The 23,049-nt window shown below is 41.9% G+C and carries 19 protein-coding genes; all 19 read right to left on the bottom strand.

All coding sequences use genetic code 11. The features are described 5' to 3' along the window. Positions 1 to 14: 14 nt before the first annotated feature. The 19 genes from ESV85_RS18735 to ESV85_RS18645 all read right to left on the bottom strand — a co-directional run bounded on the left by ESV85_RS18735 (position 15) and on the right by ESV85_RS18645 (position 23,047). The gene (locus ESV85_RS18735; protein ID WP_223276042.1) at positions 15 to 1,400 is read right to left on the bottom strand and encodes an RHS repeat domain-containing protein; all 1,386 of its coding nucleotides are present in this window, start codon (positions 1,398 to 1,400) and stop codon (positions 15 to 17) included. 332 nt (positions 1,401 to 1,732) lie between these two features. Next, a complete protein-coding gene (locus tag ESV85_RS18730) occupies positions 1,733 to 1,927 on the bottom strand; it encodes a hypothetical protein (RefSeq protein ID WP_146920328.1) in 195 nt (64 codons plus the stop codon). Positions 1,928 to 1,981: 54 nt separating this feature from the next. Further along, on the bottom strand, positions 1,982 to 2,389 hold the full coding sequence (locus tag ESV85_RS18725) for a hypothetical protein (protein WP_146920327.1): 408 nt from the start codon (positions 2,387 to 2,389) through the stop codon (positions 1,982 to 1,984). Positions 2,390 to 2,675: 286 nt separating this feature from the next. After that, positions 2,676 to 3,254 (bottom strand): hypothetical protein, encoded by a 579-nt coding sequence (locus ESV85_RS18720; RefSeq protein WP_146920325.1) that lies wholly within the window; start codon positions 3,252 to 3,254, stop codon positions 2,676 to 2,678. Positions 3,255 to 3,262: 8 nt separating this feature from the next. Then, complete coding sequence (locus tag ESV85_RS18715) at positions 3,263 to 7,381, bottom strand: DUF6443 domain-containing protein (RefSeq protein WP_223276041.1); 4,119 nt, start codon at positions 7,379 to 7,381, stop codon at positions 3,263 to 3,265. Next, a complete protein-coding gene (locus tag ESV85_RS18710; protein WP_146920323.1) occupies positions 7,378 to 7,845 on the bottom strand; it encodes a hypothetical protein in 468 nt (155 codons plus the stop codon). The genes ESV85_RS18715 and ESV85_RS18710 overlap by 4 nt, the downstream gene beginning before the upstream one ends. A 111-nt stretch (positions 7,846 to 7,956) precedes the next feature. Continuing rightward, positions 7,957 to 11,178, bottom strand: a complete 3,222-nt coding sequence (locus ESV85_RS18705; protein WP_146920322.1) for a hypothetical protein — start codon at positions 11,176 to 11,178, stop codon at positions 7,957 to 7,959. 438 nt (positions 11,179 to 11,616) lie between these two features. Further along, entirely contained in the window at positions 11,617 to 12,087 is a 471-nt protein-coding gene (locus tag ESV85_RS18700; protein WP_146920320.1) for a RadC family protein, read from the bottom strand. Between the two features lie 294 nt (positions 12,088 to 12,381). Further along, positions 12,382 to 13,452 (bottom strand): DUF932 domain-containing protein, encoded by a 1,071-nt coding sequence (locus tag ESV85_RS18695; RefSeq protein ID WP_146920318.1) that lies wholly within the window; start codon positions 13,450 to 13,452, stop codon positions 12,382 to 12,384. A 455-nt stretch (positions 13,453 to 13,907) separates the two neighbouring features. After that, complete coding sequence (locus ESV85_RS18690) at positions 13,908 to 14,636, bottom strand: hypothetical protein (protein ID WP_146920316.1); 729 nt, start codon at positions 14,634 to 14,636, stop codon at positions 13,908 to 13,910. Further along, positions 14,629 to 15,480, bottom strand: coding sequence for a DUF4138 domain-containing protein (locus ESV85_RS18685; protein WP_146920314.1), 852 nt, complete (start codon positions 15,478 to 15,480; stop codon positions 14,629 to 14,631). The genes ESV85_RS18690 and ESV85_RS18685 overlap by 8 nt, the downstream gene beginning before the upstream one ends. 25 nt (positions 15,481 to 15,505) lie before the next feature. After that, complete coding sequence (gene traM / locus ESV85_RS18680; protein WP_146920313.1) at positions 15,506 to 16,738, bottom strand: conjugative transposon protein TraM; 1,233 nt, start codon at positions 16,736 to 16,738, stop codon at positions 15,506 to 15,508. Beyond that, positions 16,722 to 17,015: a hypothetical protein gene (locus ESV85_RS18675; RefSeq protein WP_146920311.1), complete on the bottom strand. Its 294-nt coding sequence runs from the start codon at positions 17,013 to 17,015 to the stop codon at positions 16,722 to 16,724. The genes traM and ESV85_RS18675 overlap by 17 nt, the downstream gene beginning before the upstream one ends. After that, the gene (gene traK, locus ESV85_RS18670) at positions 17,012 to 17,629 is read right to left on the bottom strand and encodes a conjugative transposon protein TraK (protein WP_146920309.1); all 618 of its coding nucleotides are present in this window, start codon (positions 17,627 to 17,629) and stop codon (positions 17,012 to 17,014) included. The genes ESV85_RS18675 and traK overlap by 4 nt, the downstream gene beginning before the upstream one ends. A gap of 6 nt (positions 17,630 to 17,635) precedes the next feature. After that, on the bottom strand, positions 17,636 to 18,616 hold the full coding sequence (gene traJ, locus ESV85_RS18665; protein ID WP_146920307.1) for a conjugative transposon protein TraJ: 981 nt from the start codon (positions 18,614 to 18,616) through the stop codon (positions 17,636 to 17,638). After that, a complete protein-coding gene (locus tag ESV85_RS18660; RefSeq protein ID WP_223276040.1) occupies positions 18,613 to 19,260 on the bottom strand; it encodes a TerB family tellurite resistance protein in 648 nt (215 codons plus the stop codon). Before ESV85_RS18660 ends, traJ begins: the two co-directional genes overlap by 4 nt. Next, a complete protein-coding gene (locus ESV85_RS18655; RefSeq protein ID WP_146920304.1) occupies positions 19,250 to 19,930 on the bottom strand; it encodes a hypothetical protein in 681 nt (226 codons plus the stop codon). The genes ESV85_RS18660 and ESV85_RS18655 overlap by 11 nt, the downstream gene beginning before the upstream one ends. Next, positions 19,920 to 20,609: a conjugal transfer protein TraI gene (locus ESV85_RS18650; protein ID WP_146920302.1), complete on the bottom strand. Its 690-nt coding sequence runs from the start codon at positions 20,607 to 20,609 to the stop codon at positions 19,920 to 19,922. Before ESV85_RS18650 ends, ESV85_RS18655 begins: the two co-directional genes overlap by 11 nt. Continuing rightward, positions 20,606 to 23,047 (bottom strand): TraG family conjugative transposon ATPase, encoded by a 2,442-nt coding sequence (locus ESV85_RS18645; protein ID WP_146920300.1) that lies wholly within the window; start codon positions 23,045 to 23,047, stop codon positions 20,606 to 20,608. The genes ESV85_RS18650 and ESV85_RS18645 overlap by 4 nt, the downstream gene beginning before the upstream one ends. Positions 23,048 to 23,049 lie beyond the last annotated feature (2 nt).

Genomic DNA, 23,049 nt, shown 5'->3' with positions numbered 1-23,049 from the left:
TAAGGTATTTAACATCATTTCTTTTTTTCTAGATCAATAAAAAGTTTGGATGGAAGCATAGGTTGTAGCGAACCAGATCTTATGTTACTTGGATAAAGTTGATAAGAAGGATTCCAATTAGATGGTTTTCCAAAATAATGCCAAGAAAGAAAATTAGCAGTCCATTCTGTCCAAGAGTCATGATGATTATATTTTGAAGGGTCGTTAATTTCATTAGCTCTATTTGCACTCTTAATACTTTCTGAAACAATAGTTCCGTAAAAAAAATCCATTCCCCATTTCCTAGCTTGTAAAATATGACCAAATTCATGTCTTAAAAGGTCTTTATTAAATTTATCATTAGGATTAACAAAAATACCTACTCCTGGTAAAGTTCCTGCAGCACCCCGTCCAATATCTCCTACCTCCGTAGTATAAACTCTGACCCCCTCGAAATAAGTTGATCTATCACGCATTGATCCAGTGAATGGTTTAGATGAGACGCTATTACTATGTAAAGTAAAGGGAGATTCTGCTTTGTTATTTTTAGCAGTCTCGAAGTTCCCAGCATAGTCAACTCCTCCAAGAAGATCTCTTGAGCTGACCATTTGACCATACCCAGTATCTATCATCACCTCCTCCTCATTCACTACGCTCTTCTGAGTCTCATCCTCCTGACTCATACTCTCACCTGAAGTAGTAACAGCTCCCATCACCTCATACGGCTCCATCCCATCTGGATCAATATATCTCAGCGGATTATTGAAAGCATAATTATAAGGAGAATGTCTCCGCATCTTCTCCGCCATCGGATCCGACACAAACCATCTACCGATAGCAGGGTCATATAGTCGGGCTCCGAAGTCATATAGATTCACTCCCAAGTGGCCGTTTGCCTCTTTTCCGTTATAAAGATATGGATTCACTTTAATTCCTCCATACTGGTAACCCAAACCTGAAAGCTCCACTCCCCAAGGATCGTAATGGGTTTCCTGTACGATAAGTGGTCCGGTGCTGAGAATCCTAAACTGATCAAACCACACATCATCTGAAGTCTCATTGACCAAGTAGGTTTCTATGTATCCGTCCTTTGGTACAGCGATCTTTTTGATCAGTTCTTCATGTTTGTTTCTCGCTTTTTTGGATAGGATGACTTTTCCCTGTTCGTAGAGCGTAGAATCTGAATCATACAGCGCGTAGCCCATGTAGGCTTCCGGGACAGGCTTCTGTTGCAGTTCAGTGATCACCAATGCGATCACATTGGCAATAGCAATTTCATTGACCCCAACTGTGCTTAGGTTCTGACCGTATTCGGTGAGCTGCTGGATAAGCTTCTTATCCATTCCTGAGCGTACAAAGCTGGCAGGAGAAAGTCTGAGTTTTTTGGGATCGACATACTTGCCAAAGACTCCAAGCTCCACGCTGTCTCCTTGCTGTACTTCCTGAGATCTGGAAGGGCCGAGAATACGGTTTCTTCCAGCGTTCAGCCAAGCCGAGGCATAGCCGCCTGGTGTCTTCGTGCTTTAGTCTGATCCTTATAAAGGACTAGAATTACAAATTCTAAAGGATATGAAGGTGTAATTACAAATTACACCTAGGTACTACCACCGTTATACTTCACTCAGTGGGGATTTCCTACCCACAGCCTGGCTCTTAGCTAAAACAGTCCACTGGGCTGTTTCTTTACGCTCAGCCCTATTCCTCTATAAAGTAGAATCTTCATTCCCGATATCGCTGCGCTCATTGGGACAGGCTATACAATGCGTAACCCATATAGTCCCGGTACTGGTTTCTGTTGTAGTTCGGTGATCACCAATGTGATCACATTGGCAATGGCGATTTCATTGACCCCAACTGTGCTTAGGTTCTGACCGTATTCAGTAAGTTGCTGGATTAGTTTTTTATCCGTGCCTGTCCTGAGAAAGTCGAAATTATGGGGGGTATCCAATAGGAGGCTAGTCCAACAGAAATTTAATGATTATAAATTACTAGTATAACTAATCTATTTTTCTATTTTTAGCTTACTCAAATACCTTTTCCTAAATTCTTCTTGAAAATTCTCATAGGCTAAACTATCCTTCCTTGATTCAAAAATTGATTCCTTAAGAGGTAATTTATATAAAATAAATTTTTCCTGATGGTCACTTAACACCAAACTAGTATCAGATACATTTAGAGCCCACTTTTTAACCCCAATGCAAATTGAATCTGAATAGAAAGTATATTTATATGAAAATGGCCCAAAATCCTCATGATTATACACCCATTCAACTTCATTAACATAAGTTTCAGAGTAGCTTGAATCAACCTTAATAGACCACCAATTTCCAATAACTTCATTTGAAGTTATTCTCTTTGAACAGCCTGATATAATTAGGATAATTAAAACTGAACATAATTTAATTTTCAAAACCCCTTTCCTTTTAATACTGTGTTATAAAAGTTTTCGAACACACTTGAATCACTAAACCGTAAGGTTCCAATGTTACTACTCCTTTTATCAAAAAAGCCTTTTAATCGCAAGCCATAGAGGCTAGACAACTTCTTATTGTTTAGTGGACTGTTATGTGGAAAATTAGATTCAATCAAATTATTTCTTGAGAACCCAAATTCAGAAACTCTACCTCCTACCTCTTACCTCTGCATAGAAACCAGATTTATTATGATTTAACATCTTTACTGAGATCTCAATAAATTCATACTTCTAGTAAACTCACTTTAATTGAATCCAATATTTCCAGTAAATGAATGTGGAATTTTTTCAAATCAAATTCATTATCCATCCGAGAATCTATTTGATTTGAATCCGAATTCCACATAAAATTATTATAGACATAATCTTTAAACATTAATACATTTCTCTCATTTAACCTAGAATTCAAATACATACTATCTATCTGAGTTGAATAATCTAACGCAATATTTAAAAAATCAACAATTTCAATTAACTCACCCTTCTCAACATCACTAATTTTATTCTTATTTTTTATAAAACGTCGAATATTATTAAAATCATATGAAACACTTAGATCAGCCGAACCCACCTCCAATAGCCATTTACTCAAATTATCTACATCAAAAAAAGAAGTTACATTTTTCAATAAATAGTCTTTAAAAGCTCTAAAATCTACCGAGCAAATAATCATTCCAGCATTGGAAATTATCAACTTATCTCTTTCATCGTCCGACAAATCAGTACCCCAAACTGCAAACAACCTTTTATCAGTTAATTGGATACTAATTAAGTATTTCCTGTATTTATCTGACGCATTCATATTTATAATTATTTAGGACGTTTATCTCTAAACCATTTTTTTAATTGATTATTTGGGGAAGTTGGCCCACGCTTGCTATCTCCAGCTCCGTTAGATATTTTATCTGCTAATTGCGAATCTGACTTATTCCAATCAATATCTCCAACTTTTGGTGGAGTACCGTATTGATCAGGCCAAATATTTCTTCTTCCTCCCTTTGAATGTAACACATGTTCAGGAACCCCTAATCTATGCAATAGATTAGCTATTGAAATAGTAGTTGCTTCTATATTTATCCCTGCATCGTATGCAACATAAGCTGCACCTAATGATATTCCAGCCCAAGCAGTAACAGGATTTATACCTAGACTTGGTGACAAAGGGAATGGTATGGCCAGAGCTTTATCTACTTTAGGTGCTTCCACAACTACCTCTGGTAACATCATACATCCTTCACAGTTATTTCCAGGAGCACTCTCCTCCCCATTCAACACACTCTTCTGCGTTGGATCCTCAGCATCAGGTGGTCCTTGAGTTACCGCACCCATCACCTCGTATGGTTCCATACCATCTGGATCTATATACCTCAGCGGATTATTAAAGGCATAATTGTAAGGAGAATGTCTCCGCATCTTCTCCGCCATAGGATCCGATACAAACCATCTACCTATTGCCGGATCATATAACCTAGCTCCATAATCATACAGATTCACTCCGATGTGGCCGTTTGCCTCCTTGCCGTTGTATAAATACGGATTTATTTTGATTCCTCCATATTGATACCCCAAACCAGAAAGCTCCACTCCCCAGGGATCATAGTGCGTCTCTTGGACGATGAGCGGCCCTGTACTCAGAATCCTAAATTGATCAAACCACACATCATCAGAAGTTTCATTGACCAAATAAGTCTCAATATAGCCATCCTTTTTTATTGCTATTTTCTCAATAAGCTCCTCATGTTTATTTCTCGCTTTTTTAGATAGGATTACTTTTCCCTGCTCATATAGCGTACTATCACTATCGTATAAAGCATAGCCCATGTAGGCTTCCGGGACAGGCTTCTGTTGTAGTTCGGTGATCACCAATGCGATCACATTGGCAATAGCGATTTCATTCACTCCCCCTGCACTGAGGTTCTGACCATATTCGGTGAGTTGCTGGATTAGCTTCTTATCCATACCCGTGCGTACAAAGCTGGCCGGAGAAAGTCTGATTTTCTTTGGATCTACGTACTTACCAAATACCCCTAGTTCCACACTGTCACCCTGCTGAACTTCCTGAGAACGGGAAGGGCCAAGAATACGGTTTCTACCAGCATTCAGCCAAGCCGTGGCATATCCTCCCGGAGTTTTGTTGTGCTCTCCGGCTCCCTGACGGGATTCTCTGATTCCTTTAAATTCTTTCTCCTCCTCTTCTGCATTCTCAGGTTCCATAGTGGCTATTCTGGCTCCGGATATCGGAGCACGAATCACCTGCCTTACATTTCCCAGATGATCTTTTACAAAGAATTCATACTGGAAGGCAGAATTCTCATACGCAGCTCTTCCTTCCTCATGCAGGACATAGGATATCGCATTATTTTCAAATACGAGTTCTCCCAGATAATCTAAGGTCTTAACTGTGGCTCCATCCGTATTGACCTGACGGAGTTTCACTCCCTGCGCATCATACCAATAATCGATTTTCTTATTTGTTCCAGAAAAAGTAATGGTGAGGGGAAGATTTAGATGGTTATAGGTAATAGAGGTGATTTCTTTATCCCCATTCACAGTTAGATTGCCATTTGCATCATAAGAATAGTATGCAGTATTATTATCTTTAAAATCTTTAGATAGATAAGTGGTAACACCCTGGTAGTCTTCCACCCCTATTAGCTTGTTGCTGTTGTTTTGATAGGTATAAGCTAGATTATCCACTAATGCCCAAATGTTTGAATTTTGCTGGTTCACCCGCTGCAAGGTGGTAATATTACCATTTGCGTCGTAATTGATATAGCCCAAGTTATATCTTCCGTTATGAACCGAATTGGTTGGTACTGTGTATTGGGCAGTTTTTATTCTATTCGCTGCATCATAAGTGAAATTATAGATTTTCTTAATATCATCCTGTCCTCTCCATTCTGCCTTTGCGATATTGCCATTCCAATATAATCCAGTACCACCCGTCTCATAAAACAATTCCTGGGCAAAAACTTTGGATGCTGAATTGCTAACCTGCGGATCATTGATTTTCTTCAGCCAGCCCCTGATATTATAAGTAAAACTGGTCACCGCATCCCCCGCTACAGGATAAGCTTTTGATGTAAGTTCTCCTAATTGATTATAGGTATGAGTTGCCAATGTGACTACTCCACCTGAATTGATCTTATGAGTAATGTGGCTTAAGGCTCCTGCGGCGTTATAGACATACCCTTTGGTAATGGTATAGCTACTTGGTGTAGTATGCTGGGTAATCGTTTCAACTGGTTTATTTTCAAAATCGTACCTACTGGAAATCCTGACTGTCCCTGCCAAATGATGGTCAGAAATGGTCTGGATTAATCTTCCCTGCGAGTCGTAATAAACGGCAGTTTCATACCGGGTGTTATTGCCCAGGTTTTTTACCAGAGTACCCGTCAATAAACCAGTGGTTTTGGTACTGCTGTCATGATAGCCTGTGGGCTTTACATAGGTGAGCGTGGATTTTCGAAATGCGTAATTGTCGTAGTAATTCACAGTTAGTACATCTGCCTCCCCTCCATCGGCAACTCTAGGAAAACCACCTGCATTGGTAGCCCCTGTTTTTCCAGATGTGAAATTGATTACCGCATTATTGGATCCCAATCCATTTACAAGTGTTTGTAAAGTTGTTCTGGCTCCTGAATAAGCCACTAGTCCGGTCATTACCTCCCTGCCTAAAGCATCGTATTTGGCAAATGACCATTTAACTTGGGCCATCAAGAGGGCATCGCGTGATGCTACCAATCTATCCTGAAGGTCATACACCATTTCTTCGGTTCCTTTATCCGGAATTTTCTTAGTAATCATCCTTCCTCGCTCATCATAGGAGTAGAGGTAGTAGAGTCCATCACTGATAGTGGTCAAGGTTGAGCTTTGCCCACCTGTCACCACTGCTTCAACAGCTTTTGGGGTCATGACTACCCTAAGTTTGCCCAATTTATCATAAATATAATAGGTGCACATCCATCCAACATGATGTGCAGTAGGAACAGCATCGATTTGCACTTTTTTCAAAATCAACCTCCCTAACTTATCCTTATATTCTATCGTCCGTTGGTCTTGTTCATTATACATCTCAGCTTTTGATAAAGCTCCGGCAGCAAAAAATCCCGCATCTACAGGAAGACCCGAAGAATTTACAGTCCATATCTTCACCTGATCCTGGGCTAAATTGATATCCTCTAAATACTCCAATTCGTGACCTACCCAGGCAGTCCCAGGCACAGCCTGTTGCAATACTCTATTGAGTGGTGAGGCTTCATAGCTCTTATCTGCATATCCTCTACTATCTGCATATTCTGCCGTATAGTAACTGCTATGAAGATCTGTTGCTGTAGAACGATAGAGTCTCTGGCTGGTGGTATTGTTTGGAAAAGGCAAATAATCACGATAAGGTCTACCGTAGGTATCATAAACTACCGGGGTAATGATATCAGAACCATTTACCGAAGCCTGAATTGCAACTTGTTGGTTTACTCTTCCTAACCCGTCATGATAACTCGTCTGTTTATAGGATGCCTGTTGTGAAGAATTCCTCAACGCAAAATCCGCAGTAAGTGTATCCCTAGAAGTATACTCCCTAGTCCAGTTACGATCCTCGGCATAAAAATTAACTCTTACAGGAACCATTGAGGTCATACAACCTGAAGAAGTATGACGGTAAGCAATATAAAAAGTCTTGCTCCCAGTTAATGTCCCTGTAGGTAGGCTTTGATTACTGGGTAGAATGGGTGTCTGATCCCCGTCATACCACTGATAGCTAAAACCTGACGGGGCTGCATTTGCTGTGAGTGTAACTGCTTGACTAGTGGTGATAACAATTGAAGGTGCAGAAGGAATTACCGAGACACAGGCAGAGGTGGAAACAATCTGAGCGGAAACAGGACGTACCACAATCCAAAGGATTAGGAGTATTACAATTTTTCTCATAATCCCAACCCTTTAATATAAAGAACATTCAGGCCTTCCTTAGACTTGGTAATTGGAATCCAAATCTGTGATTTCTCTTTAAATTCCACTTGATATTCAAACAGCTCATGCTCTCCAAATAACTTAAGAATACCTGTCTTAGCCTCCAACTTCCATTTCCCAATCACTTCATTGTGTGATCCTTCAGAAACCCAGGTCATTACAAAGTTTCTTTCCCCATCCAGAGCATACACTCTGGATTCCGTTGCGTTCCAAAATCCCTCCTGCCCCTTGCTGTCCAATTGGTTCACCTTAGTCTTGGATTCAGCATCCAGTTTACTTTTCTGCTCTGGCAGATTTACTTTCCACACCCCTACCAATTTGATTTCTTCTGCTGACAAGGAATCTGACAAAATCAAGTCCTGAGCTGAAAGATTGCTGAGTCCTATCACCATAAGAATCAGCAGGCTAGTCAATGTTTTCATGTGTTTATAATTTAATTTTATTGGCCACATGGAATCTCACATGGATTATTATCATCCATCTGCGTAAATTAATAGTCGTGTTCGATTTCATATCGTTAAAAATTAGATGGATTAGGGTTTGATATAGGTATATTCAAAATGCTTAAGGATATGCCCGTCCTCATTTTTGACAGTTTCTAACCTGCCAAAAGGATCATATTGGTAATAGCTGCCGTGATTCTTAGCATCCATTTGGCTCCACATACCGATCTGCGGCTTTATAGTATAAGTTGTCATTTGGCTAGTTGGCGGATGTACCCTTAACTCATCGATGATTGTACCTGATCCGCTGATTGTAATGGAGCTTGAGCCTGATACTTCCACTAGCCTCCAGGTATCATCTATGGTACCTGCGTAAGCTGTTCCATTGATAGTAAGTGAGGCGGCAGTGGCATCATTTTTTCTTACCCAGAAACTGAGCTTATAAGCACCTGTAACTGATTTTGTAACCTGACCATTATTAAGGAGATACACATTGCTTCCAGTTTTTGCCTGGCCCGACAATACTGGAGATTCGGCTCCAGTATATGTCCAACCTCCTTTTTCATTCGTCTCAAAAGAAGTGTAGGCTATATTTCCTACAATCGAATTTGTAGCTTCTGCAATAAGATATTTGCCATCGTACCCATAGACGAATGAAGTGACTGGACCATTGGTCATCTCATACTGTAATAGATTTCCTCGGGTATCAAATCCTTGCATACTCATCCTCAATTTGTACCTACTATCCTTAGTCAAAGCATTTGTACCCGATACTGCTAGTGGTGTATAGGTAGTGACCGGGGATGTTGTCTCTAAAAAATATACAGAAGCGGGTACATAAAGCGAAGTGCCAGCAACGAGTGCATATTCAGTAACCTGCCCGGAAATCACTTCGCTTGCACCTGCACCTTCCTTTACCCAAGTGTATTGCTCTACAGGACTGGAAATCATATTCTTTAACAGCATTTGTTTAAGAGCATCCGGCAAGCCCGTATAGGTAGTTCCTGTACCTACTACATCGTAATTATATCTGAAGTTTGTCCTTACTGTCCCTGGATTACCGGAGGATATAACTTCTTCATATGTAGGCTGAAGGTAGTTAGCATGGTATGCCTTGTTGGTTACTGTCTGAATAGAGCCTGTAGCATATTGCGATTCAACTATACTAGAAGTTTCCAAGAACACTCCCACATCCTGCTCAATAGTTGAAATCATGTAACGATGTCCGTCATATGCCTGCCCACCTCCAGTGCCTGCGCAGTAGTTGAAATAATTACCAGATTCCTCCCCGACAATTGTCTGTATTGCTGCCTGGCCTACTTTTAATGTCTGACCTTTGTACTTAGTATAACTCTTAGTAGTGACTTCCTTAATATTATTCAGATTATCATATTTAGTGACTTTAGTCAATTTTCCCCGCTGCCAACTTTTTTTGTTTCGCCAGATTTTATTGGAATAAGGCACTGCAAAAACACCGTCTGAGATAAGCAGATTATTATCAAACTCATAAGCAGTCTTACCGTTGCCGCTGGTACTGTTTGCATATTCAGATACATTGGTATAAACTACTGGAGCATCATCAAATCCCGGTCCGACGACAGAATTGGACACCCAAGTACGGACTGTATATTGTCGTTGCGGAAAGCCCGTCATATAAGAAATATCACGCTTATATATGGTATTCATAAAATGAAAATTCCTGACATCAAAGTTCTTGTGTCCTATACCATCATCATTGCTCCCATATTTGTACAGTGTGGAGTAGGTATTCAGACCATCATTCTTGACTATTTTTTTGATTCGAAGACCAGCACCATATTTAGTTACTCCAGCATCTGAATATTTATGGGGTTCAAATTGAAACTCAGTATATCCTCCTGTCGGGAAAGTGATTCTTTTTAAGACTCCCTCTTTATAAATGGTGGTATCAGTACTTCTATCGGCACCTCCAATGGTTAGGTTAGTCGGTGAGTGGTAACTTTGTGCGCGATATTGTACTGTTTCCTGTGGGATCAAATTGGTATTGGCAGTTTTTCCGTTGTAAAAACCAAATAAATCCCTTCTGTATGATCCTTCTGATTTGTCCCAGGAAAAAGTAGTGGTATTGTAGCTAAAGCCGTACTTATTAATCAGTGTATTTGCGCCATCTCTAACTTCTATTCCGTCCAATTTCAATCTAGCGTCTGTATTATTTACAGCAAGTTTAAAGTATCCACTGTTAAGCAGTTTATAAGATTTGATGAGAATGTAACTACTATTCACTTTGGAGTAAACCTCGATTTTATCGAGTTTCTTTAAGCTACTTCCTCCCGGGACATCCGTTCTACTCGTACCCATAATGAATTTCACCTTTCCTGTATTAAAGAATATTTCATCGATACCCATTTGGGTTGATGTATTGGTAGTAGAAATAAGAGTTTCAACTGGATTATAGGAGTTGCATGGTAAAAATTCAGCACTTGCAGTATTCCAATTGTCCATGAGCGTAATATTGCTTTCAATTTCTGAAACTATGTAAGAACCTACATCCTGATATTTAAAGGTCACATAATCATCCGTATTAGGTGATTTAATTTCCTGTAAGTACCAATTCACCACACCTGAAGTAACAGCTGCCCCATATGAACTCATTGATTCTTTTGCATTAACGTTCCCAGCCCAGTTAGACCCGAAGCGGTACATTGTGCCTTTAGTATCTGTGATGTCGTAATAGTTGGGATTTCGTGTGATTTTTATAGCACTTTCAGGAAAAAGTAGCGGGGGTAATCCACCCTGCTGAAGTACAAACCGACCGGATCCTCCAGGAAAGGAATAGGAAAACAAATCAGGCTCACGGTCATTAGAACCAGAAGCCGTCTGTTCTTTGTAATAAAAATTAGTACAAAAATCATACGTGCCCACTGTATAATCATTAGTGCCAGTCAAAAAACTGCTTTCATCCGGCTTCCCGACAATAGTTCTGGAAACCTGTCCTCCTACTTGCACTGACCAGCCTAATCCTGCCCAGGAAGCTCTATCAGTGTAGTGGGTTCCACTGGAATGATAGGACAGTACGATCGGGACACTAATTGCTCCGGACTGAATTTCAAAAAGGGGAATACTTATGTCTGGCGTGCCAGTGTAAAGGTTTACATTATAATCCCCATACTTTTGAATTGCGGCAGCATTTGGGGACTGCTGAGATGGATTAGGTATTAATTTTTGAACCTGAGAAGAAACATCCCCAGGCAACTGGCCAAAAGCATTTGTAACAAACCCAATAAAAAAGAGAAGATAAAGAAGGGGTCCTCTGAGTAAAATTTTTAGCGCCATAACTGATAGATAAAATTAATAACCCTAAATGACTAAAAAATATTTATTTTAAAAAATACCCTATACATGGTATTTTATATTTATAAAATACTGTTATGAAAAATATAATTTTGTTATGTAATAAAAATACAAAGTATCAAAATCCAATATTCTGTATATTTTAAGTAAAACGGCGCTCCAAAAATTAAGAAAAATTTACTTTTTTAAGTAAATTCATCCTTAATACTATTTCTTTAATTTATACAAATGTTAATTCCAAAATCTTAGTAAAGTCTTAACTCAAGTTAGTTTAGTTCAAAAGTTTGTTTTTAGTAAAAAATACTAAAAATAAACTTTTGAACTATTGACTTAAAAAAAACTATAATCGCCAGGTTTTAAGAGAATAAATGGAACACTTCAACACTCTTTTTTAAACAATAATCATCAAAAAAGAGAGCCCTAAAGCTCCCCTTCATCAGCAAAAGAATAATACCCATCTGCAGTGACAATGACATGATCTAAAACAGGTAGATCCAAAGCCTTACCTATTTCAACCAATCTTCTGGTCATTCTTTTATCCTGTTCAGACGGCATCAGGTTTCCAGAAGGATGGTTATGACTCACAATTATTGACTGCGCACATCCCTTTAGTGCTGTAGCAAAAACCAGTTTGGCATCTACCACTGTTCCGGCAGTTCCACCTTTTGAAATCGTACAAATCCCAAGCACCCTATTGGCTCTGTTAAGTAGCATCACCTGAAAATGTTCAGCCAGTTCCAGCGTGTCTTTATCCCAAAAATTATACAGGACTTCATATACCTGTCTGGAGCAACCCACCTTTGGACGTTGGCTTGATTTTACTTTTGGATGATAACCCAGCGTGATTTCCGCTACCTGATGAAGGTTGATTACTTGATTTACAGCTTCCATGATAAATACATTTAAGTTAGAAATTATTTAGGATGCTGAATCCAGGTGTTTCGGGAGCAAGGAAGCAGGAAACGGAATAAATAGCGCAGCGGCTTTATGCCGTAGTCTGCTGATCGCCCCGACCGGAACGCCTAGCTTTGTACCGAAATAATAAAAACTAAAAAAAATTATTCCTAAAAGTAGATGACTATCCATTTTTGAGGTCAGTCACTTAAATCCAACTTCGAGTTTGCAAGGGAGAAATGATTTCAGCGAAATACCAAAAGGCGGACTAGAACGCCCGCCTATGATGGATCAGTTACATCTTAATAAGCCCATACCATCAGCTGCAATAGTTTGACACAGATCAAATGCATTCTGCCCTTTAGTTTGGGCGGTGCCGCCAAACAGAATCGACTTCATTTTTTCCTCATCTGTTCTATAGTTTCGTACATTCTGAAAGTATCCTGTTACTGCATTATAGGCTCCGAATAATGTTCCTTCTGTGGTCGGGAGCAGTTGAGTCTCACTCATCATGGCATAGGCAAAGGCCTGTTCCGTCTGATTTTTGAAATTGCTACTCAATTCCTCGTATTCACCCAGTTGCACTTTTTCAAGTATTTGCTTAGTGGGAGCCAGTGCCATTTCAATCAGCTTTTTCACTTCCTTATCAGAAATCCTGATGTTAGCCCAGCGGTTGAATATCTCTGAAGTCAGTTCGGTAGATTTGGAAACCATGCCCATGAGTTGGTGTGCCTGCTTCAGACGCTCTTCAGCTCCAGAGGTATGTCTTATTCTCACCACATTGGAAAGTTTGCCCATGGCAGCATTAAGGGTATTCTGACAGACCACACGAACTGGCGTAAAAGCTGCTAGTATACTTCCTGTACCGTCGTGGGAGGTGGTTAGAAAAATATACTGATCTATCAAATCCTCCTTACCGACGGTAATTCCTTGGGGAAGCTTCGCTGTGATGAAAATCCGCTCACCGTGGCCAAGCGCTCCTGCGGTTTCATAGTTTATCCCTTTTCCCTCTGCCACAATTGCGTCAAAAAAAGCAAATGCATCCGTGTTCTGGATAATTTTATAGTCCTTCCCCACTACGCCCAAGGGGATATTGAGATCAGTTCGGAGCGTCACAAAATGAGAACTGACTTGGATTTCATCCATCCGATCCAAGTCTCCGCTTTCCGATACCTGCAAACCCTCCGGTTTGGTGAAAATCGGGGATTTGATTACCTGATAATCCAGCCCTGCAAATTTGAGCGCTTCGGCACTGGATGGATAGTTTTCGATTACCTGTCCCAGCTTGTGCCAAGCTGCTTGTTTAACAGAAAAGAATGCATGCTTTCCTGTTCGTTCGTTGAAATGAATGTTGTGTCCCATGATGTTAGTGTTTAAGGATTGAACTTTGATTCAATTCTGATTTGCCCTTAAATCTGCGAGATGCTGCAAAACATTTTTTTAAAAGAAAAAACGGCAAAAAAGAAAGCACGAAAGACAGGGGCGGTACATGGGACATAAAGGAAACGGAATAAAAAGCGAAGCAAGCGGCTTTATGCCGTCCCTTTTGTCCCCCTTTTGTAAAAGCGAAACTATACCGGCCCTATATTCGCTGCGCTTTTCTGCCGTTGATTTTAAAAAATAACAGTGGAATAATCCTTCCCATTTCACACTGCTCACCATCAGTTTCAGGAGCGAAAACGGTCTTAGTCAAAGATTTCAATCCTTGTAAAGGGGCAAAGAAGTTGATTGGGTTTTCTAAACATTTGCCAAAACAAAACCCGGCTTTTACACCGGGTTAAGAATTAAAAAAATTCACCAACACACTATTCATATGCTTACACCTTCACTCCTTTTGACCTGTTCTTTGCCTGATGATTCTTTTTGGCTTCAGCTTTTACTTGTTCTTGGGCTGTTTTCATGACACTAGATTTCATGCGCTTCCCCTCTCCATCATATACATTCATTGTTTTATATTTGGGATTGGCCTCCAGCAGAACTCTCGACTCATTCCCTTCAATGTCAACCTCGTGGCGGTTTCCTTTCTTCAAGCTGTAAAGTAAAAGATCAAGCTGTTCCGGTGAATTCATGTTTCTTAAAGGAAGCTCCTTTACTGCATCCTCAAGTTTAAATCCATAATTCTGGTGGTACTGAGTTACCGGATGCTGTCCTTTTTCATCCTTCGCCCCCAAATCCAGTTGTAGCCAAGCATTGTATCTTTCCCCTTCCTTGTTAAACAGACTTTTGAATACAGCTCTTCCCTCCAATAGATTGAAAGCCTCTTTGGCTGAGATTCCCTGATTTTGGTAAAATCGTTGAGACTGCTCCTTTCCGTCCGGGTTAGTCAGCTTGGCATCAAAGCCATTGTAATAATACTTCCCTTCATCTGATTTTCGAAAATGAAGTCCATAGTCAAGCTTTTTCTCCCCGACCTCCTTGGTTACTGCCAATTCAAAATCGCTTATTCCTGCTTTAATCTTCTTCTCCAATTCCTGGTTGAGTGTCTCGCCAAAGCCTGAATATTTCATCCGGTCTTGCAGTTCCTCTATGTTTTGCTTTTTAGTCATGGTTGTTCAAATTATGGTTAGAAATAAGTATTGGATCGGACTGAAGTAATTCCTTTCCGGAGATCAATAGCACCGGGTTTCGATCCCCGTTCTTTTCAAACACCTGAATGGTCAGTTCCTTGGCATCGGAGATGGTAAACTTGGGAAATGCAAATACCCCCAAGGCAGACGACCTACCGCCTACTCCTTTAAAAGTTGTAAAGGAAACCGGCTCCATGGCCAACTGTCTGATCGCCGTGCGTTTCGCCTGTCGCTTGTCCTGAATGGTGAATACCCATTTTTCAGGTAGGTAATCTACCCAGCTTTTGTTTTCAACTGCCAGTTGAAAAAACAGTACTCCGTCTTTTTCAACCAGTTTTCCCAACCCCAAACGGACCAATCCGCTCTTTTTCCCCCAGGAAAGTTCTTTAGGAATTCTCTGCGACATTTCATCCAGTACAGCAGCCAGGTAAGCGGGATTCATGGAGGATTCTTTCAGCATTACTTTGGCATGCTCTACCTCCTTTTGTCTTCCCATGTCGATTGGTCTGGCATCCGGGTATTCGGTGTAACCCACCGAAAAAGGATACAGCTTACCCTCAGTTGTGATGACGTACATGCTGGTTGACGCAAAGTGTCTTTGTCCGGCTTTTAGCTTCAGCACGTTGGGAGCAGCTTTGTCTTTTTGAGACAACACAGCAGGACTACCAAAATCCGCGCTGACCACTTCAAAAGGAAAGACAAGGACCGTAGTTTTGTCCCAACCAATCTGGATGGGATAGATTTCTACCTGTGCCTCCTCTACAAATTGGGCACAGCAAATTCGGGATAGCGCAAGCGCTATCAGCAACATTGAAATTTTCATAAAGAATGATTTAGAAAGTGAATAGTTAGTTACCGGACAGATTTGCCAAGAGCAGTGGATGCCCGGCCTTGACGGTTACTTTGACCAGCTTCGCTTTTTTTGAAAGTATACCTTTGATAGTCTCCATTCCCGCCATGGAAGCCTGTGCCTCCCAGGAAGATGACATGCCCATCGTATTTAAAGACTGGATGCCATCTCCTGCTCCCTGCTTGACTGCATCCCGGGTAATGGCGTTGGGAATTTTAATACCAGCAAGTGCATCCAGATCTACTGCCTGTAGACTTACTGGAATAATCAAATTATCCAAGCGAATGCTTGCTACTTCTATATTCAGCCGTTCACCGTTCAGGGAACAAATCCCGGTTACTCTGGTGCCTTTTGGGAACTCGACCCCTTGGATAAAGACCGACTGGGTAAGTTCCAGTTCAATAGAGGCTCCGCTTACCACTTCCTGATCGGTGGTTACCTGTGCAGTGATGGCTGGCAGGATAGTGGAGAAAGGCGTTTTCCTTTCACTGTCAAGACCATAAAAGCCATTTTGCTCGCCAAGAAGATTGTCCGATTCATATAAATCTTCAGCTTGAGGCACATCCTGATCTAAACTAACAGCAAACACAGCTTCCCGCTTCAATGCTTTTGTTTCGGACAACCGTTCCTGTACCCGTTGGGGATGTTGCACATCCAGCAGTTTATCGAGCATGGAATCAATCCGCTCCATTTCAGGATCTTTCATTTCAGGTTCCATAACAGCTGACATCATGGATTCCAATCTGTTAAGATCAGGATCATCCAAAATCGCTTCCCGACTGATTCCCCTTTGTATTGGCTGGTTTTCCTTTCCAGCAGTCACTTCATTTAATTCAGGCTGATCAATCAATTTTTGCAGGTCAGCCAATTTCTCCTGTACTGCATTTTCTGTTTCCAGCAGGGTATTCTTTTGTTCAGAACCCAAGGGGAAATTCAACAAAGTATCCACCTTTACGGGTAGATCATTCGCAAAAGGATCCATGCGAATCTGCTCCCTTACCTGCGAGGCCTTACGCTCTGCCTGCTTATAGGATTCCATTTTATCCGGAGAAGTAGCTTCAATCCTAGCTTCAGGCAGCATCATATTTAATCCGATTTGCTGTTCACTTTGTTGCACTCCCTTTCCTCCTCCCAAGACCCAGAAAGTCAGGCACAGGAATGGCAGGGTTAAAAGAGGTAGTGCAATCAGGAACTTTCGTTCCCTCTTCTGTTTTTCAGTTGTCTGTTTCATATGCTCGTTTAGTTTGTGAGTTATTGTATAGTGAGTCGTGAAGGATGAGAGGAGATTCCCATTCAGGAATCTGCAGCACCGACATAGGTTCTTTTGAGAGCCCCTTAATCAACAATGCGCTGCACATCCCGACAGAAAGCAGGATATATACAAACACCACTTGCTTTTTGGTATGATCGGAGCCTTTGTTGAATAGGTAGGAAAGCTGCTTTACATGTTTTTCAATTAATGCACTTTTCCGGATTTGGATATAGACAGGAATCCCAAGTATTCTCATCGGCTCTCCACGTTTAGGTTTTCATTGGAAAGCGTCTCCCAATGTTCAATCAGGAAGCCGTGTGGGTTTTGGTCTGTGCGATCAATGTGGCGTAATCTTCCTTTTGTAATAAGCCCTCGGGTTACCACCGATGTTGGGCGAATGATTTGCTGTTTGCCATAATAAAGGAATTCATAGGGGTAGGAATCAATGGAAATGCTCACACTGTCCATTGCTATGGTCTGGTTTATATTAGCCGATACAATTTCCGTGAAATAGCCCCTCTCCTTTAGATTATCATAGACTTTCTTGGCAGAACCATCAGAGAGGTAGAGACTTTTCACCAATTGCTCATTGATAAATTTCTCATCCGGACTTAGCGTGAAGAAGTAGTGATGAAACATTTTCACATGATCCCTTGCCTCTACGGGAATGTTATCTTTTTTGGTAGCCGAAAAGGCTTCCAATGCTTTGCCCTCAGCCAATATATAGACGCGTTCCTGTGCTGCCTGAGTTGCCTGAATTGCCTTCACTCCCAGGTATCCAGCAAAGCATAATGAACCCAAGACAACAGTAAAAGAGAGGTATTTCACATGGCGAAAAGCCGTATCCAAATTCTTTAAGTTTTGAAACATAGGAGCTTATTTAATGACTTGTTGAATAACCTGGGTCCCGCCAGAAGCACTTGCCTTGGCAGCATTGGTGGCGTTGTTGAGCAGACCATCCCGACCTCCGGGCTGTACAATAAATCCCGCTACATTGGGCACCGTCATATAACCGATAATGGCAATGACCATGAAAACCAAATAACCAATCGATGAGGTAAAATCACCATCCAGTACCATCATGTTGAGTTGGATTTTTGCGATGATCGCCCCGAAGATATTGGCAACAGGAAGCCACATAGAAATATTGATATAGCGGGCAAACCAAGCCGCCATAGTATGCTGAAACCCGTCAAAGACAGACAGACCAAACACTATCGGACCTAAGATGGATAGCACTATCAGCTGAAAGGTGCGGATGGTATTGATGCATAGGGCCGCTGCAAAAAACAGCATCTGCAAGAATTCCGAAATCAGCTTGCTGACAATAGCTTTCAGGTTAAAGACGAAAACTTCGTTTGCGATCCGCTCAAACACACCCATATCTTTCAGGTTTTCAGGATATTTCTGCTCTCCGCTTTCAAGGACATGGTTGATATAGGGTTCGAGTTGCTCCGCTTCCATTTCATAGATGTGCTTGGCAATAGCTGCATTGGTTCCTTCCACCATTTCAGAGGTAGCCCTAATGATTGGGTTCATGGTTCCGTTGATCACCGCCAATACCTGCGGGAAAAGCATAATTGCTAAACCTATTGCAAAAGGGCGTAGCAATGGGTACATATCAATCGGTTCCGAGCGTGCGATATGACCCCATACCCGCATGCTGATATACCAGATGGCTGCAAATCCTGCCAACGCTCGTGCAACTGTGATCAGCTCATTGGCCAATGGGATCATTTCATCATAGAGTTGATTCAATACCTCATGCAATCCTTCCACACTTCCAGAGATAGTTTGAGCCTGAGCACTTCCTGTCACAAGAAATACCGTGAACAGCATAATAGTAGGTTTACTCATGGGTTTAATCTGTTAAGTTTCAAGATAAATTCGCCTGCCTTTTCCGTACGCTGTCGCTGATTATTCAGGGTGGTTACCTTTCCATTCAGCTGCCTTAGATTCACCAACAGTCCGGACATTTCCGTGTGGAGCCGATCTATTGCTTCCAATCTTTCAAAATCCGACATCCGTAATTCTCCTGCGGTTAGGATCATGGCCAGTTCATTCAGATTCCGTAAAGAAGCCTTAAACAGTCCTTCATACACTTCCCCCAAATAGGCCAGTTCATCCAAGGAGAAAGTCTCCTCCTTTTTCAACCAGGTGTGAGTGGATTTATATTCGCCAAGAATCCGCTGCTGGTATTGGATAATTTCGGCAACCCGGTAATATTTTCTGACTTCAGGACTTATCTGAAGCAATTCATTTAGAAAGGCCTCGTGGAGTTTAAAATTACCCTCTGCTATGTTTTTCACCGAACTATACCCCTTATTTAGGATGGTGTAGCCTTCATACATGTTTTCCAGAATTTTCTCCAGTTGCATGAGCTTCTCATAATTGAGAATAAGTTGAGTGATTTCATGAGCCTGAGCTCTTGAAGTACTTGGCCGTAATAGCCCAATCAACATCAAACCTATCCACATGACTTGTTTAATTCTATTTGACATCATAGAGCGCATTAAATTGACGGGTAGCTATTTCATTCCTTTTCCGATTCCATTTCAAAAATCGGATACGTTTAGTATGAGCCTTCAAAGACTGGTATAGGCTGACCATTTCCCTATGGAGTTCATCCAGTGCAGCCAATCGTTCCCCATCATTCATCTCATAGGAATGAGCGCTCAAAATCACTTCGAGTTGGCTGACGATACGGGTTGAATAGTGAAGCGTAAATTGATTAAGCCTAGAAGCAGTTAATTTCTCCGAGCTCTCCAACTCATTAACCTCCCTTAGGTATGCATCCATCCAAGCTACTTCCCTATTGATCTGCTTAAGGATTTCAAGCATGCGGGGTACTTGGGGATATTCCGATACAATCGGGTGCACCGCTGACAGGGAAGCGAAGTAATCCTGGTGCAGTGAAAGCTCTCCCTGCTGAATACCGCCGACTACCCCCCATCCTACCCGAGCTATCTGGTAGCCCTTTTTGGCCACCTCCAAGTACCCGTTAAGCGCAACAATCTGATTGATTTTATAGGCAGTTTGCAGTTGTTTTTGGTTCGTCCATTCCTGCGCCGTTTGGGCTTTTACTCCAACCGAAATCAGACATAGCAATCCTACACCGGCTAGGGATTTTACACTGCTCCACATCCTATCTCTGTTCTGCCTAATCCACATGATAATTCTGCTTTAGGTTGTTGAGAGGCAGTAATTCCCTGGAATTGATCAGGCTAAGGTTTTGGACATTCCATTGCCGAATGTCACTCAGGTTCTTTTGGATTCTTGCCTCTGCTAAATGAAGTGATGCCAATCTATCTGCATCAGTCATCTGGGAGGTAAACGAAGTCATCACTCCCATTAAATGAGTAAGGTTTTCCAGAGAATCTTCGAGTATACCTTGATAAACGCCGCTGATAAGCTGCTTTTCTTCCAGTCCAAGTACCGAAGAGGTAGAGACCAAGCCCCATGCTTGTTGATACTCCCGGACTATTTGTTTTTGCAGTTCGGCAATATCCCGCACCCGTTGAAACTGTGAAATAATGCTTTTCACTGCCCATAGTTCTTCAAAGAGAGCATCGTATTGTTTCCGCTGATTTTCACTCCACTCTGAAATTTCCTGAAGCTTGAGTTTGCTTAGTTTGTTTTCCAGCACCTTCTGCGCATTCTGGAGCCAGATGGTCTGGTTTTGCAGGCGTTGAATCTTTAAGTCAATCGCCTGAATGACTTTTTTCACCGCTGCTTTGATGACCTCAATAATTACGTTGATGGGTATGGCAGAAGCCTGTTGGCTCGGCAATGCAGTCAGTCCCACAGTCAGCGATACAATGAGCGTAAGGATTTTTCTTCTGATTTTCATGCGTATTGATTTTTGAGTTCTTCAGCCAGTACCTCAATGGCCTTTTTGCGGTTGCCGAATTTCTTGGTGTATTCCTCCACCTTCATTTTTTCCTGCTCCTCGGTAGTATAGGTGAGGTATTCTTCCGCACTCACCTCCACCCGGTAAACCTTTTTGTAGATGCTGATGTATACCTCCTTGTAATTTCTGCCCATCTCCTTTGCCTTATTCATGGATAGAATAATGGCTTTTTCCTGATCGGTCAGCCCTAGCAGTTCCTGTATATCTTTGAACTTATTTTGATACTTACTCTGGTCCAGCAGGATCTTGACATCCGCATTGTTGATGATGGCATTTTTGACAACCGGGCTGGAGATGATATCCTCTACCTCCTGGGTCACTACAATGGCCTCACCAAAAAACTTCCTGACCGTTTTGAACAGGTATTTGATGTACTCGGCCATCCCTTCCTTTGCAATAGCTTTCCAGGCTTCCTCAATCAGGATGATCTTTCTGATTCCCTGAAGCTTTCGCATTTTGGAAATGAATATCTCCATGATCATCAGGGTAACTACCGGAAAGAGTATGGGATGATCCTTGATATTATCCAGTTCAAAGACGATAAACCGCTGGTGAAGCAAATCAAGGTTATCACGTGCATTCAGCAGGTAATCGAATTCTCCTCCACGGTAATAAGGACGGAGCACATACATTAAATTATCCACGTCAAAATCCCGCTCTCTAACCCCATCGCGCTTTAAGACATCTCGGAATTCATCCCTCAGATACTCATAAAAGGTATCGAAGCAGGGAAAGATTTGCGGGTTCTCTTCCAAGCGGTCAAAGTATCCTGACAAGGCATTGGACAACGCCACGTACTCTGAGCGCTTGAAGGTTTCATCCTCTTTCTTCCATAAAGCATGAAGCAAAGTTTTCAGGCTTTCCTTTTTCTCGGTTTCCGGCCGCTTTCTTCCTTCCACATGAAAGGGGTTGAACCGGATAGGATTATCCTCCTCATAGGTAAAATAGTAGCCACCGACCAGCTCACATAGTCCCCGGTAAGAATGCCCGACGTCTACCAATACCACGTGTGTACCCTGCTGATAATAGGATCGCATCAGATGATTGGTCAGAAAAGATTTCCCGGAGCCGGAGGGTCCCAACACAAACTTGTTTCTGTTCGTGATCAGGCCCTGCTTCATCGGTTCATCTGAAATATCCACATGGACAGGATACCCGGTAATTCTGTCGCCTAAGCGGATTCCAATGGGACTGGTTGAGGTTCTGTACTGAGTTTCCACGTTAAAAAAACAGGTTGCCTGTGCGATAAACGTATCGAAGGTTTCATTCACGGGGAAGGCCGCCTGATTGCCGGGAAGTCCAGCCCAGAAAATCTGAGGAGCCCCTACCGTTTCCTGCTTGGGTACCACATTCATTTTCGCCAATGCACCAGCCGTAAGATTACGCAACTGGCCAACATACTCCCTGCGATCCGTCCAGGTCATCACATTGAAATGCGCCTTTACCGCCTTTCTTCCGGTTGAAATTGCCTCATTGAGAAATTCAGCCGTGGCATCTCTTGCGATGGCATTCTCTCTGGAATAGTTGGAAAGTGATTCCAGTCGGAGCCGTTTGGATTCCAGGTCCTTTAATTTCTTTTGATGGTCCTCAATAAAAAGAAACTGATTATAAATATGGTTGCAGGGAAGTAGTGCACAGACGGGAGTAGAAAAACCGACAGGGAAATTCGTCTGGTCAGTTCCATAGGGCTCATAAGTAGCATGAGGACTCACTGTGGAAGGCAGATCCTCCACATCCCCCATGGTGTAGAGTTGAACATAGTTACTCCCAATCTTCCATTCCGGGGTAAACTGAATATCCTGAAGCACACCGGCAGTACCCAGATTCAGGTACTCCTCCAAAACCCCAGCCTTTACTGCTGTTCCCACGATTTCATCCCCGGTCAGCTGCCGTAATTCAATCCTGGCATCCAGGAGAATCTGACGAAACTGTCCGGTTACATTCTGAAACTCTTCCAGCGTTTCCCGCTCCAGCAGTTCTATCGGAACAGGGGATTTTCTTAGCAGATTAGATAAGGCAGAACTCCCTAGTTTACTTCCCCTGGGACGCTTGGTAATGAATAAACGGCAGTGGTGGTCAAGATGAGCTCGCCCGGTAAAGAAACGCTCACTGGCCATGGAGTGGAAAGAATGGCTATTCCCGGCAAATTCACCACGAAACAAACGATCCACAAACCAATCCTGCTTATGGAGTACTGTATTTCCTGCCAGTACCCCCACAGCTTTGTTCCATGCTGCATGAACGGCTTCGAACCCGGAAGCATTGAGGGAGAATAGCTCAGGCAAGTCAACTTCAAAAGCCATAGTCATATCACCCTGTCTGGAAAGGATCAGATGATGCTCCACTTTGTAAATAGGAAATAGTTGATCGAGTTCCATGA

The sequence above is a fragment of the Algoriphagus aquimarinus genome (assembly GCF_007997215.1).
In the GTDB taxonomy this organism is placed as follows: Bacteria; Bacteroidota; Bacteroidia; order Cytophagales; family Cyclobacteriaceae; genus Algoriphagus; species Algoriphagus aquimarinus_A.
This window is presented reverse-complemented; position numbering and strand designations above follow the sequence as displayed.